The organism is Amycolatopsis endophytica (assembly GCF_013410405.1).
GTDB classification, from domain to species: Bacteria; Actinomycetota; Actinomycetes; order Mycobacteriales; family Pseudonocardiaceae; genus Amycolatopsis_E; species Amycolatopsis_E endophytica.
Genome location: NZ_JACCFK010000002.1, coordinates 274,983 through 288,363 on the forward strand (window position 1 = coordinate 274,983; position 13,381 = coordinate 288,363).

The window sequence follows — 13,381 nt, forward strand, 5'->3', positions numbered from 1 at the left end:
GCCTCCGCTGTCGTCCCTCGCTCAGCGCGATCCAACCACAACGCTGGGTGGGGCGCGCTACCCGGCGCCCGCGGCGACCACCCCGCGCCGCAGCGCCTTGACCGCCTGGGCGGCCGCGTCGCCGACCGGATCGGCCCGCCCGAGCACCGTCTTGATCTGGTCGAGCAGGTCCACCACCTGCCGTGACCAGCGCACGAAGTCGCCCGCGGACAGTTCCTGCCCGTTGGCCTCCGCCGCGGTGAGGACCTTCTCCAGTGACTCGCCACGCGCCCACCGGTACACCGGCCAGGCGAACCCGGCGTCCGGTTCGCGGGTGCGGTCGAGGCGGTGGCGCCGTTCGTCCTCGGCCAGGTCGGTCCAGATCTTCGCGGTCTCCTGCCACGCCTTGGGCACCGCGCCCGCGGGCAGCCGCGGTTCGCCGGGCGAGTCGCGACGGGCCTCGAACACCAGGGTCGACACGACCGCGGCCAGCTCCGGCGGGGTCAGGCCCTCCCACACACCGTTGCGGATGCACTCCGCGGCCAGCAGGTCGGACTCGCTGTAGAGGCGGGCCAGGCGGGCGCCGTGCTCGGTGACCCGGTCCTCCCCCTCGGTCAGGTAGCCGCGCTCGTCCAGCAGGGCGCGGATGCGGTCGAACGCGCGCGCCAGGGAATGGGTGGTGGCGGCGACGCGGCGTTCCAGCTGTTCGGTCTCCCCGGCCAGGCGGTGGTAGCGCTCGACCCAGCGGATGTTGGCTTCGCGTTCGGCCAGCCCGTGGCAGGGGTGGGCACGCAGGGCGCGGCGCAGCGCGGCCAGCTCACCGTCCTCGTTGGTCCCGGACCGCCGCCGCTGACGGCCCGGCAGGGAGATCCCGGAGTCGCGCAGGTGGGAGGCGATGTCTCGGCGGGTCTTGGGCGAGCGCAGCTCGACGTGCTTGGGCAGCTTGATCCGCCCCAGCGGCTCCACCGGGGCGGAGAAGTCCGACAGCGACAGCGGCCCGGACCAGCGGTCCTCGGTGACCACGACCGGGCGGGGTTCACGCACCGGGCCCAGTCCGGGGTCGATCACCACGGCCAGTCCGGCGCGGCGCCCGGCGGGCACGGCGATCACGTCGCCCTTGCGCAGCTTCTCCAGCGACACGGCGGTGTCGGCGCGGCGGGCGGCGGTGTTCTGCCGGGCCAGGGCCTTCTCCCGGTCGGAGATCTTCTTGCGCAGCTCGACATACTCCAGCATCGCGTCGAAGTCGCCGGTGACGGCCTCGGCGTAGCCGCCCAGCGCCGCCTTGTTCTTCTCGATGCGGCGGGACAGCCCGACGACGGAACGGTCGGCCTGGAACTGGGCGAAGGACTGTTCCAGCAGCTCGCGGGCCTGTTCGTGGCCGAGCTGGGCGACCAGGTTGATGGCCATGTTGTAGCCGGGCCGAAACGACGAGCGCAGCGGGTAGGTACGGGTGGAGGCCAGACCGGCGACCGCCTTGGGGTCCACCCCCGGCTGCCACACCACGACCGCGTGGCCTTCGACGTCGATGCCGCGGCGCCCGGCGCGCCCGGTGAGCTGGGTGTACTCGCCGGGAGTGAGGTCGACGTGGGCCTCGCCGTTGTACTTGACCAGCCGTTCGAGCACCACGGTGCGGGCGGGCATGTTGATGCCCAGCGCCAGGGTTTCGGTGGCGAACACGACCTTGACCAGGCCGCGGACGAACAGTTCCTCGACGGTTTCCTTGAACGCGGGCAGCAGCCCGGCGTGGTGCGCGGCGACGCCGTTCTCCAGCGCCTCACGCCATTCCCAGTAGCCGAGCACGCCGAGGTCGCCCTCGGGCAGGTCCTTGGTGCGGGTGTCGACGATGCGGCGCACCTCGGCCGCTTCCTCGGTCGTGTTCAGGCGCAGCCCGGAGCGGATGACCTGGCCGACGGCGGCGTCGCAGCCGGCGCGGGAGAAGATGAACACGATCGCCGGCAGCAGCCCGGCGGCGTCCATGCGGGTGATCATGTCGGTGCGCGCGGGCGGCCGGAACCGCGGTCCGCGGGAGTACTGGCGCCCGCCCCGGCCGCGGCGCAGCGCGGCGGGCGCGTGCATGCGGCCGACTTCTTCGACGCGCCGCAGCAGGCCGGGGTTCATGCGCAGCTCACCGTTCGAGCCGTCGTCGGCGAACAGGTCGAGCAGCCGGTTGCCGACCATCATGTGCTGCCACAGCGGCACCGGCCGGTGCTCGTCGACCACCACGGTGGTGTCACCGCGAACGGTGACCAGCCATTCGCCGAACTCCTCGGCGTTGGACACCGTCGCCGACAGGCCCACCACCCGCACGTACTCGGGCAGGTGCAGGATGACCTCTTCCCACACCGCGCCGCGGAACCGGTCGGCGAGGTAGTGGATCTCGTCCATCACCACGTAGCCGAGGTCGTTGATGGTGGAAGAGCCCGCGTAGAGCATGTTGCGCAGCACCTCGGTGGTCATCACGACGATCTGGGCGTTGCCGTTGATCGCGGTGTCACCGGTGAGCAGGCCGACGGCGTCGGCGCCGTAGCGGGCGACCAGGTCGCCGTACTTCTGGTTGGACAGCGCCTTGATCGGGGTGGTGTAGAAGCACTTGCGGCCCTCGGCGAGCGCGAGGTGGACGGCGAACTCGCCGACCACGGTCTTGCCCGCACCGGTCGGGGCGCACACCAGCACGCCGTGGCCGTCCTCCAGTGCCCGGCACCCGCGGATCTGGAAGTCGTCGAACCCGAAGGCGGCCTCGTCGGCGAACCGGGTCAGCTGGGGGTACTGGGCGCGGCGCTTCGAAGCCTGGTAGGCCTCGGCCGGCGACACGGAAGGGCGAGGGGCCACCTCATCAGGGTGTCACATCCCGTGTCCGCGGTGCATGCGGTGGGTGTCACCCCAGCACGGTCAGCGCGGCGGGCACGCAACGCGCGGTGACGGCGCGGCTGTGGAGCATCTCGCCGTCGGCGCACAGCGGCCAGCCGCTGGCCTCGATGCGCACTTCGCGGGCGCGCAGGGTACGCACGGCCGGGTGGGTGAGGTGGCGGCCGTGGCGCAAGCCGGGCAGGAGCCGCAGCAAGTCGGCGCGGGTGGCGCGGCCGACGAGCGTGACGTCGAAGAGCCCGTCGGCCGGGTCGGCGTGCGGGCAGATCTTCATGCCGGCGCCGTAGAAGGGAGTGTTGCCGATCGCGACGAGGGTGGCGTCGGTGTGGAGGCGTTCGCGGTCGGTGGTGATCGTGACGGGGCGCGCCCGGAACGCGGCCAGTTCGGCGAGGACGGCGACGTCGTAGCGGTGCGGGCCGGGCGGCCAGCGCAGGCGCCCGGCGCGGTCGTTGACGGCGGCGTCGAAGCCGGTGCACAGCACGGTGGCGAACCAGGTTCCGTTCACGAAACCCAGGTCGACGGGGCGGTGGTGGCGTTCGCGCAGCGCGGTGACCACGGCGTCGGCCGCGGCCAGCGGGTCGAGTGGGACGCCGAGACCTCGGGCCAGGTCGTTGCCGGTGCCCGCCGGGATGAGGCCGAGCGGGGTGCTGGTGGCCGCGCAGAACTGGACGGCGTGGTGCACGGCGCCGTCGCCGCCCAGCACCACCAGCGCGTCCAGGTCGCCGGGCAGCGCGTCCGGGTCGCCGGGCAGCGCGTCCGGGTCGGCGGTGCCGAGCAGATACAGACGGTCCACCCCGGCACGCAGCCGCGCGGCCACGGTGCCGGCGATCCTGGCCGCCGCACCGCGACCGGTGTCGGGGTGGACGGCCAGCGCCGCGCGTACGCCCATCGAGCGGCCTAGGTCACGTCCTCGGTTTTGGGCTTGGACGGACCGTCGTCGATGCTGCTGGGCGTGTAGTCGAACGGCGCGGCCTCGTCGTCGGCCAGATCGTCCCAGCCCTCGTCCCGGCGGGTGCGGTCCTTGCGCTTGTCGTGCACGCGGGCGATCTGGATCGCCAGCTCGCACAGCAGGGTGAGGGCACCGGCCAGCGCCAGCATCGAGAACGGGTCCGAGCCGGGCGTGGCGAACGCGGCGAACACGAACAACGCCATCACCAGACCGCGGCGCCACTTCTTGAGCTGCTGGTACTTGACCACGCCGACGAAGTTGAGCATGACCACCAGCAGCGGCAGCTCGAAGCTGACCCCGAAGATGATCAGCAGCGACAGCACGAACGAGATGTACTTGTCACCGGTGAGGCCGGTGATGAAGAAGTCGTCGCCGAAGCCGGTGAGCAGCTGCAGGGCGTGCGGGATGAGCAGGTAGGCGATCACCGCGCCGCCGGCGAACAGCACGCTCGCGAAGCCGACGAAGGTGAGCGCGTACTTGCGCTCCTTGGAGTACAGGCCGGGCGCGATGAACGCCCACAACTGGTACAGCCACAGCGGTGAGGTCAGCACCGCGCCACCGGCCAAGCCGACCTTCAGCTGGATCATGAAGGCCTCGAACGGCACGGTCTGCAACAGGTAGCAGCCCTGTCCATTACCACTGCCCAGCCGTCGTTCCGGCGGGATGGCGCAGTACGGATCGTTGATGATCGACCCGAGCGAGGGCACCGGCCCGAGCCTGGTCTGGAACCAGATGAACCCGAAGATCCCGCCGGCGAGCACGGCGAGCAGGGCCCAGCCGAGCCGCCGCCGGAACTCGTAGATGTGCTCGATGAGCGTCATCGTGCCGTCGGGGTTCAGCCGGCGGCTTCGCTTGCGCCGTTTCGCCCGGCGGCCGGTGGGGGCGGAGTCCGCCACGACAGGCTCCGTCCTTGTCTCAGCTGGCGTGCTTGTGCGCCTGGTCGGACTGACCCTGCTGCTTCTTCAGCTCGTCCAGCTGCTTCTGCAGCTGCGCGACCTGGTCGTCGGCGGTCTCGACCTTGACCTCGGAGGCCGTGATCTGCTTCGACTCGGGCTCGGCGGCCTTGTCCTTGTCCCCGTCGCGAAGGTCGTTGGTCTCGGCCTTGAAGATCTTCATGGACTTGCCGATGGAGCGCGCGGCGTCGGGCAGGCGCTTCGCGCCGAACAGCAGGACCACGACGAGCACCAGAATGATCAAGTGCCACGGCTGCAACCCGTTCAGCATCAGTGGCCTCCTTCCTTGCTTGTGACCAATGCTACTTGCTCGGGGGCGGGACGCCGCCGTCGATCGATCGCGACGCGCAGACCGGCCGACCGGGCCTTCACCAGCCCGGCGCGGTCGGACACGCTCGCCGTCACCATGCTCGACTCCCGTTTGAACCGGCGCAAGACCCCGAATGTCCGGATGAGGACAACAATGAGAGCGAGCAGGCCCGCGGCGGCGAGCACGATGCTCGGCAGGTACGACACGCGTTCACCCTACTGGCCCAAGGTGACCGGCAGGTGACGCGCCCTTTCCAGCGCGGCGGCGGCCCGGCTGCGAACGGCCTCCGCGAGTCCGGGTGGGTTCTCCACCCGCGCGTCGCCACCGAGGCCCATCACCAGCCGCACCATCCACGACTCGTCGCCGTAGCGCATCCGCACCCGCAGCCGGCCGCCATCGAGTTCGTCCAGCTCCTGGCACGGGTAGTACTCGGCGACCCAGCGCGCGTCCGGTTCGAGCACCAGCTCGGCCTCCGCCTGGCCGGGACGGGCCCGGAACACGCCATCGGAGATGTCGGTGGGCCGGGCCGCGGGCGGCGGCGCAGCCGGTTCGCCGAGGACTTCGACCTCGTCGATGCGGTCCAGCCGGAACAGCCGCACCCCCTCGGCGCGGCGGCACCACGCCTCCAGATAGCCCACCGCCTGCACGATCAGCAGCCGCATCGGGTCGACGGTGCGCTCGGTGATCTGGTCGCGGGAGGCGGTGTAGTAGCGGATCCGCAGCGCCCGCCCGGCCCGCAGCGCGTTCTGCACGACACGGCGGGTGGCGGCGGTGCGCTCGCCCTCGCGCACGGCCAGCCCGACGACCACGCCGGAGGGCTGGGCCTGGCCCGCGGCGGCCTCGATCTTGGCGATGGCGCGGTGGACCGCCTCGGTGTCGACCACCCCCGGCGTCTCGGCCACCGCGCGCAGCGCCACCAGCAGCGCCGTCGCCTCACCACCGGTGAGCCGCAGCGGCCGGTTCATGCCCGCGTCGAAGGTGACCGTGACGGTGTCACCCTCGAAGGACAGGTCGATCAGGTCACCGGGGCCGTAGCCGGGCAGCCCGCACATCCACAGCAGTTCCAGGTCCCGGCGCAGCTGACGGGCGGTGACGCCGAAGTCACGCGCGGCGTCCTCGATGCGGACGCCGGGGCGGGCCAGCAGGTAGGGCACGAGCGCGAGCAGGCGCGGCATGCGGCCGGTGGCGGCGCTCATCGGCGCACCTCGTGATGCAGGACCGACTCCAGCCGCCCGCGCACGGCCTTGGCCAGCACGTCCGGTTCCAGCACCAGCACGTCCGGCCCGTGCCCGGCGATCCAGTCGGCGGCGCTCTCCGGGAAGTGCAGATCGATCTCGGCCAGATCACCCGCCACGCCGTCGACCGTCATCCGCCCGGTCAGCCGGGCCCGGCGGCGCACCCCGGCCGCGCGCTGGTCGGCGATCCACAGCTTCGCCGTCGTGGGCGGGGCCGGATCCGGATCGCCGGTGCCGGCGATCAGCTCCAGCAGGTTGACGTTGTCCGGCCGCTCCACCTCGCCCGGCGGGCCCGCCGGGCCCACGTCGCCGACGATGCGCGACAGCCGGAAACACCGCGGCGCGCCGCGGTCGCGATCGTGGCCCACCACGTACCAGCGGGCGCGCCAGGACACCACCCCCCACGGTTCGAGCGTGCGGGTCAGCCGCTCCGCCGATCCGGAGCGGCGGTAGGAGAACCGCACCGCCTGGCGGGCCTGCACGGCGGCGACCAGCGGGGTGAACGCCGGCTCGGCGCGGACGCGGGACTCCACGACCGGCGGTTCGCCATGGTCGACCTCGACCCCGGCGGCCCGCAGCTTGACCAGCGCGCCCTGGGCCTGGCCGGTCATCTCCGGCGAGTCCCACAACCGGACGGCGAGCCCGACGGCGGCGGCCTCGTCCGGGGCCAGCTCGATCTCGCCGAGCTCGTAGTCGCGGCGCGCGATGCGGTAGCCCTCGGCGGGGTCGAAGGCCGAGTTGCGGCCGGTCTCCAGCGGGATGCCCAGCTCACGCAGCTCGGTCTTGTCCCGCTCGAACATGCGGGAGAACGCGTCGTCGCTGGCCGCGTCGGTGTATCCGGGCACGATTCCGCGGATCCGGTCGGCGGTCAGGTACTGCCGGGTCGACAGGAGAGCGAGCACCAGATTGACCAGGCGTTCGGCGCGGGCGGTGGACACCAGGACACAGTAGCTCGCACTGGTGATCGAATTCCCGAGGACCGGCCCCGGCGCGTCCGGTTCTTCACGAGATACCCAGTCGCGGCGTGGCGGGAAGCGGGGCTTCCGGCGGGGGACGCTATCCGCCGCGGGCGACGCGCCGCAACCTCGCCCGGGCCGGACCGGGCAGCGCGGGCCCGCCCATCCCCTCGGACAGGATTTCCACCGTGCGCTCCAGCGCGAGGTCGCGCGCCTCGTCCGGCAGGGTGGACAGCGGGCCGTCGAGGTGGAGCATCGCCAGCCCGTGCACCGCGGCCCATGCGGTGAACTCGGCCATCGGCCGGCGCCCCTCGGACAGGTACCCGGCGTCGACGAGGTCGTCGACCGCGCCGATCAGGGTGCGAAACGCGCTGGACTCCTCGATGTCGGCCATCGGCGGCAGGGGCCCGGTCCGGCCGGTGAAGGCGGTGCGGAACAGGCCCGGTTCGGCGAGGGCGAACGTGAAGTATCCGCGCCCGATGGCGGCCAGGCGGCACAACGCGCGTTCGACCGGGTCCTCGGCCGGCTCCAGCCGGTCCAGGGCGGCTTTCATCGACGCGCTCAGCAGGTCCACGGCGTGCTGCCGGGCCGCCTCCAGCAGCTCCTCGTGCCCGGCGAAGTGCCGGTAGGCCGCGGTCGGTGTCACCCCGGCGGCGCGGGCGGCGGCGCGGATGGTCACCGACGAGGGCCCGCCCGCCTGCGCGAGTTCCGCGGCGGCGCGGATCAGGGCGTTGCGGAGGTCGCCGTGGTGGTAGGTGGTTCGAACAGGCGCCGAGGAGCTCACAGGGTGATGTTGACGACCGTACACATCGGTGGCAAGGTGACGGCCGCCTCCGAAGGCGCGGTTCGAGGACCTGTTCTCCACCCTTCGCCGACTCGCCTGGCCGGATGGGTGATCTGGCGCTTGTCGATCACGCTCAACGCTACCGGCGCTCGTAGGGGATCCGCTCCCCCGCCTCGACCGGGAACGGCAACCGGTTCTCCGGTGGGGGCAGCGGGCACGTCGCCAGGTCGATGAACGCGCACGGCAGGTTCACCGCCCGGTTGAAGTCCAGCTCCACCTCGCCCCGCGCGTCCGGCGCGGCGACCGACAGGCTGCGGTTCGCCGCGTAGGTCGTCACACCCGACGTCGCGTCGGTGAACAGCACCGAGAACGCCGCTCCGCCCTTGCCGTTGAACGCGGTCAGCGCGAACTCCCCGCCACCGTGGGCGAACCGCAACACGCCGGGCGAGGAGTACACATGGGACAGTCCTTCCACGACCGCCCCGACGGTCACCGCCCGCGGCTCGCCGAACGGCTCGAACCGGCCGGACAGCACCCACCCCGGATCCGGCTCGAAGGCAGGCACCCCCCGGAAGGCCCGCCGCACCGGCGCCGCCGGATCCCGCAACCGCAGCAGGTACCCGCCCCGGCGCGCGACCTCCACGACCCGCTCACCGGCCTGCACCATCTCGCCCGGCCCGCTGTTCACCAGTTCGAACCGGTGCGTGCCGGACACCTCGAACTCCTCGCCCGGCCCCACCGACACGACCGCCGCGCCACCCTCCTCGTGCCAGGTGCCCGGAATGCCGTCGAAGCGCCGCGGCTCCGCCGTCAGCCAGTGCCGCGCCGTGATGCTCAACCAGCCGTGCGGCTCCGCGAGCACCTCTTCACGCATCGCGCGCCACGCACGCCAGTCCTCCGCGAACGTCATAGCGAACTGATCAGCCGTTCCACGCGCTCGTCCACCGCGCGGAAGGGGTCCTTGCACAGCACGGTCCGCTGCGCCTGATCGTTCAGCTTGAGGTGCACCCAGTCGACCGTGAAGTCGCGCCCGGCGGCCTGCGCGGCGGCGATGAAGTCGCCCCGCAGCTTCGCCCGCGTCGTCTGCGGCGGGGTGTCCTTGGCCACCTCGATCTCGCCGTCGTCGGTGATCCGCCGCACCAGCCCCTTGCGCTGCAACAGGTCGAACAGACCCCGCCCGCGCCGGATGTCGTGGTAGGCCAGGTCCAGCTGCGCCACCCGCGGGCTGGACAGGTCCAGATTGTGCTTGGCCCGGTACTTCTCCACCAGCCGGTGCTTGATCGCCCAGTCGATCTCGGTGTCGATCATGCTGAAGTCCTGCTGCTCCACCGCGTCCAGCGCCCGGCCCCACAGCTCCACCACCCGCTGCGCCGTCGGGCCCGAGTCGTTGGCCTGCACGTGCTGCACCGCGCGGCTGTAGTACTCGCGCTGGATGTCCAGCGCCGACGCCTCCCGGCCGCCCGCCAGCCGCACCGGGCGCCGCCCGGTCAGGTCGTGGCTGATCTCCCGGATCGCCCGGATCGGGTTGTCCAGCGTGAAGTCCCGGAACTGCACGCCCTGCTCGATCATCTCCAGCACCAGGTTCGCCGTGCCGATCTTGAGCAGCGTCGTCGGCTCGGCCATGTTCGAATCGCCCACGATCACGTGCAGCCTGCGGTACCGCTCCGCGTCCGCGTGCGGCTCGTCGCGCGTGTTGATGATCGGCCGCGACCGCGTGGTCGCGCTGGACACGCCCTCCCAGATGTGCTCGGCCCGCTGCGACAGGCAGTACACCGCACCCCGCGGCGTCTGCAGCACCTTGCCCGCACCGCAGATCAGCTGACGGGTGACCAGGAACGGCAGCAGCACGTCCGCGATCCGCGAGAACTCACCCGCACGAGTCACCAGGTAGTTCTCGTGACACCCGTAGGAGTTGCCCGCCGAGTCGGTGTTGTTCTTGAACAGAAAGATGTCGCCACCGATGCCCTCGTCCGCCAGCCGCCGCTCCGCGTCGACCAGCAGATCCTCGAGGATCCGCTCACCGGCCTTGTCGTGCGTCACGAGCTGCACCAGGTCGTCACACTCCGCCGTCGCGTACTCGGGGTGCGAACCCACGTCCAGGTAGAGCCGGGAGCCGTTGGACAGGAAGACGTTGGACGAGCGCCCCCACGACACGACCCGCCGGAACAGGTACCGCGCCACCTCATCGGGCGAGAGCCGGCGCTGCCCGTGGAACGTGCAGGTGACGCCGAACTCGGTCTCGATGCCAAAAATCCGCCGCTGCATCTCTCAATGCTAGGCGCTTTCGGTCCCGTCGCGGTGCGCCGTTCGGGCGGCGACACGCCGCGCCGTTGACGCACCCGCACCCGCTCCCACCTCCGCGAGCCCCGTCACCTGGGGTTTCCCACTCTGTGGTGCGGGCCACCCGATAGAGTGTGAACAGGACTTTCGCGAGGGGAACCCGAACCGTGACCGGCCACGCTCTGCAAGCCGACTGCAGCAACTGCTTCGGCCTGTGCTGCGTCGCCCTGCCTTTCACCGCCTCCGCCGACTTCGCCACCGACAAGGACGCCGGCACCCCCTGCACCAACCTCCTCGACGACTTCCGCTGCGGCATCCACACCCAGCTGCGCGACAAGGGCTTCGCGGGCTGCACGGTCTACGACTGCTTCGGCGCCGGGCAACGGCTCTCCCAGCACACCTTCGGCGGTCACGACTGGCGCCGGGCACCGGAGACCGCCCAGCCCATGTTCGCCGCCTTCCCGGTGCTGCGCCAGCTGCACGAACTCCTCTTCCACCTCACCGCGGCCCTCGCCCTGCCCGCCGCCCGGCCCGTGCACGACGAACTCCGCCAGGCGCGCGACGAAACCGACCACCTCGCCGAGGGCGATCCCGCCACCCTCGCCGCACTCGACGTGCACCCCCACCGCGACCAGGTCAGCGCCCTCCTGCTGCGCGCCAGCGAACTCGTCCGCGGCCCACGTGGCAAGAACCGCCACGGAGCCGACCTCATCGGCAAGAAGCTGCGCCGCGCGGACCTGAGGGCCGCGAACCTGCGCGGCGCCTACCTCATCGGAGCCGACCTCACCGGCGCCGACCTGCGCACCGCGGACCTGATCGGAGCCGACCTCCGCGGCGCGAACCTCACCGGAGCCGACCTCACCGGCGCCCTGTTCCTCACCCAGTCCCAGCTCAACGCCGCCCGCGGCTCCGCCACCACCCGCGTCCCCGCCGGACTCACCCACCCGGCCCACTGGCGCGCCTGAACCCGGACACGCGAAAGGGCCCCCGGAATTCCCAGTCCGAGGGCCCTCACGAACACCGATCAGCTGGCCGGCGGCGTTTCGTCCTCGTCGGCCTTCTCCGCCGGCTCCTCGCCCGACTCGGCGGCGCTCTCGACCTCCGGCAGCAACGCATCCAGCGCCGCACCCTCGATCCGCCGGAACTTGCGGCCAGGACGCTCCCGGTCCAGCACCGCCACCTCCAGCTTCAACGGCGCGCTGTCCCCATTGTTGCTGACCGCCCGCAACGCCTCCAGCGCCACCTGCAACGCCGCTCGTAGCTCCAGGCCGTCCTCGTAGGTCTCCTTCAGCTTGTTCGCCACCGGCTCCGTCTGCCCACCGGTCACCACGTACCGCGGCTCGTCGAAGATCGACCCGTCGTAGGTCAGCCGGAACAACTGGTCCTCCTCCGGCGCCGACCCGACCTCCGCGACACACAGCTCCACCTCGTACGGCTTGAGCTGCTCGGTGAAGATGCTGCCCAGCGTCGCCGCATACGCGTTGGCCAGCGCACGCGCCGTCACATCCCGGCGGTCGTACTGGTAACCCTTCAGATCCGCGTGCCGGATACCCGCGACCCGCAGGTTCTCGTACTCGCTGTACCGGCCGACCGCGGCGAACCCGATCCGGTCATAGATCTCCGAAATCTTGTGCAACGTGGTCGACGGGTTCTCGGCCACGAACAGCACACCACTGCGGTACTTCAACACGACCACACTGCGGCCGCGCGCGATGCCCTTGCGGGCGAGCTCCGAGCGCTCGCGCATCAACTGCTCGGGAGAGGCGTACAGCGGCATCGTCACGGTGGCGCTCCAAGAATGATCGGGGGAAGGGAACTGCGGCTACAGGGACGGCCCGGACGTCACGTCCGGCCGCGGGTGGCCTGCTCGGCCCGGCCCGCGACGACCGCCTCCGCCACCGCCGCGGCCTGCTCGTCCGGCAGCCGCACCGCACCACGCTCGGCGGTGATCGTCACCATCGTCGGAAAGATCCGGCGCACCAGGTCCGGCCCACCGGTCGCACTGTCGTCATCGGCCGCGTCGTACAGCGACTCGACCGCCGTGCGCACCGCGCTCTCCTCGTCCGCCTCCGGGTCGTACAGCTTCTTCAGCGACGACTTCGCGAACAACGACCCCGACCCGATCGCGTGGTAACCCGAGCGCTCCTCGTACCGGCCACCGGTCACGTCGTAGGACACGATCCGCCCGGCGCGCTTCGGATCGTCGGACTCGATGTCGTAACCGACGAACAGCGGCAACGCCGCCAGACCCGCCATCGCCACGTCCAGGTTGCCCTTCACCATCGTGGCGAGCTTGTTCGTCTTGCCGTCCAGCGACAGCGGAACGCCCTCGATCTTCTCGTAGTGCGCCAGCTCGACCGCGTACAACCGCACCAGCTCCAGCGCGATACCGGCGCTGCCCGCGATCCCCACCGCCGAATAACCGTCGGCGACATGGACCTTCTCCATGTCCCGCGACGCGATCAGGTTGCCCGACGTCGCCCGCCGGTCACCGGCGATCAGCACACCACCGGCGAACGACACGGCCACGATCGTCGTGCCGTGCGGCGCGTCCAGCTCGGACGCGCCCGAGTTCGGCAGCTGACGGCGGCCCGGCAGCAGATCAGGCGCCTGCACGCGCAGGAACTCGGCGAACGACGACGTCGTGCTCGAGAAGAAGGCAGCGGGCAACGCGGAGCCCGTGGGGCCCGAGGTGTGTTCCATACGTGCTCGTGGTTCCCATCGACGAAGTGTGGCGCTCCCACGGAACCCGCGGGAGCACGACAACCGGCACTACAAGCTACTCGGTGCGACCACCCTAGTGGCCGCGGGTGAGCGGACTACTCGCCGCCCTTTTGCACGTAGGCACGCACGAAGTCCTCGGCGTTCTCCTCGAGCACGTCGTCGATCTCGTCCAGGATCGTGTCGACGTCCTCGCCCAGCTTCTCGCGGCGTTCCTGGCCGGCCGGGGCACCACCCTCGACCTCGTCGTCGGAGCCGCCGCCACCGTGCTTCTCGATCTTCTCCTGAGCCATCTCGCCTCCCGGTGAGTCCTGTCCCTAGCCTACCCAGAGACCCCGACAATCGGTGG

Annotated in this window: 14 protein-coding genes; 1 reads left to right on the forward strand and 13 read right to left on the reverse strand. The window is 71.4% G+C overall.

Annotated elements, in window-relative coordinates:
• Positions 1-57: 57 nt before the first annotated feature.
• The 10 genes from HNR02_RS26885 to pafA form a co-directional block, all read right to left on the reverse strand.
• Positions 58-2,808 carry a DEAD/DEAH box helicase gene (locus tag HNR02_RS26885; RefSeq protein WP_179776361.1) on the reverse strand — a complete coding sequence of 917 codons (2,751 nt, stop codon included), beginning with the start codon at positions 2,806-2,808 and terminating at the stop codon, positions 58-60.
• A gap of 46 nt (positions 2,809-2,854) precedes the next feature.
• Positions 2,855-3,733: a diacylglycerol/lipid kinase family protein gene (locus HNR02_RS26890; protein WP_179776362.1), complete on the reverse strand. Its 879-nt coding sequence runs from the start codon at positions 3,731-3,733 to the stop codon at positions 2,855-2,857.
• Between the two features lie 8 nt (positions 3,734-3,741).
• Positions 3,742-4,689, reverse strand: coding sequence for a twin-arginine translocase subunit TatC (gene tatC / locus HNR02_RS26895; protein ID WP_179776363.1), 948 nt, complete (start codon positions 4,687-4,689; stop codon positions 3,742-3,744).
• A 19-nt stretch (positions 4,690-4,708) separates the two neighbouring features.
• Entirely contained in the window at positions 4,709-5,017 is a 309-nt protein-coding gene (tatA, locus tag HNR02_RS26900; RefSeq protein ID WP_179776364.1) for a Sec-independent protein translocase subunit TatA, read from the reverse strand.
• Positions 5,017-5,262: a bacteriophage holin gene (locus HNR02_RS26905; protein ID WP_179776365.1), complete on the reverse strand. Its 246-nt coding sequence runs from the start codon at positions 5,260-5,262 to the stop codon at positions 5,017-5,019. The genes tatA and HNR02_RS26905 overlap by 1 nt, the downstream gene beginning before the upstream one ends.
• A 9-nt stretch (positions 5,263-5,271) precedes the next feature.
• Positions 5,272-6,252, reverse strand: coding sequence for a helix-turn-helix transcriptional regulator (locus tag HNR02_RS26910; protein ID WP_179776366.1), 981 nt, complete (start codon positions 6,250-6,252; stop codon positions 5,272-5,274).
• Positions 6,249-7,229 (reverse strand): helix-turn-helix transcriptional regulator, encoded by a 981-nt coding sequence (locus HNR02_RS26915; protein ID WP_179776367.1) that lies wholly within the window; start codon positions 7,227-7,229, stop codon positions 6,249-6,251. The genes HNR02_RS26910 and HNR02_RS26915 overlap by 4 nt, the downstream gene beginning before the upstream one ends.
• Positions 7,230-7,347: 118 nt before the next feature.
• Positions 7,348-8,031, reverse strand: coding sequence for a TetR/AcrR family transcriptional regulator (locus HNR02_RS26920; protein ID WP_179776368.1), 684 nt, complete (start codon positions 8,029-8,031; stop codon positions 7,348-7,350).
• Between the two features lie 139 nt (positions 8,032-8,170).
• Positions 8,171-8,941, reverse strand: coding sequence for a DUF1684 domain-containing protein (locus HNR02_RS26925; RefSeq protein WP_179776369.1), 771 nt, complete (start codon positions 8,939-8,941; stop codon positions 8,171-8,173).
• Positions 8,938-10,296, reverse strand: a complete 1,359-nt coding sequence (pafA, locus tag HNR02_RS26930) for a Pup--protein ligase (protein ID WP_179776370.1) — start codon at positions 10,294-10,296, stop codon at positions 8,938-8,940. The genes HNR02_RS26925 and pafA overlap by 4 nt, the downstream gene beginning before the upstream one ends.
• A 182-nt stretch (positions 10,297-10,478) precedes the next feature.
• Between pafA and HNR02_RS26935 the strand changes: the two genes are divergently transcribed.
• Positions 10,479-11,276, forward strand: a complete 798-nt coding sequence (locus HNR02_RS26935; protein WP_179776371.1) for a pentapeptide repeat-containing protein — start codon at positions 10,479-10,481, stop codon at positions 11,274-11,276.
• Between the two features lie 59 nt (positions 11,277-11,335).
• Here the strand turns inward: HNR02_RS26935 and prcA are convergent, their stop codons facing one another.
• From prcA to HNR02_RS26950, 3 genes are all read right to left on the reverse strand, one after another.
• Positions 11,336-12,094, reverse strand: coding sequence for a proteasome subunit alpha (gene prcA, locus HNR02_RS26940; RefSeq protein ID WP_179776372.1), 759 nt, complete (start codon positions 12,092-12,094; stop codon positions 11,336-11,338).
• A 59-nt stretch (positions 12,095-12,153) separates the two neighbouring features.
• Positions 12,154-13,014 (reverse strand): proteasome subunit beta, encoded by an 861-nt coding sequence (gene prcB, locus HNR02_RS26945; protein ID WP_179776373.1) that lies wholly within the window; start codon positions 13,012-13,014, stop codon positions 12,154-12,156.
• A gap of 116 nt (positions 13,015-13,130) precedes the next feature.
• Positions 13,131-13,325 carry a ubiquitin-like protein Pup gene (locus HNR02_RS26950; protein WP_017982463.1) on the reverse strand — a complete coding sequence of 65 codons (195 nt, stop codon included), beginning with the start codon at positions 13,323-13,325 and terminating at the stop codon, positions 13,131-13,133.
• Between the last annotated feature and the right edge of the window lie 56 nt (positions 13,326-13,381).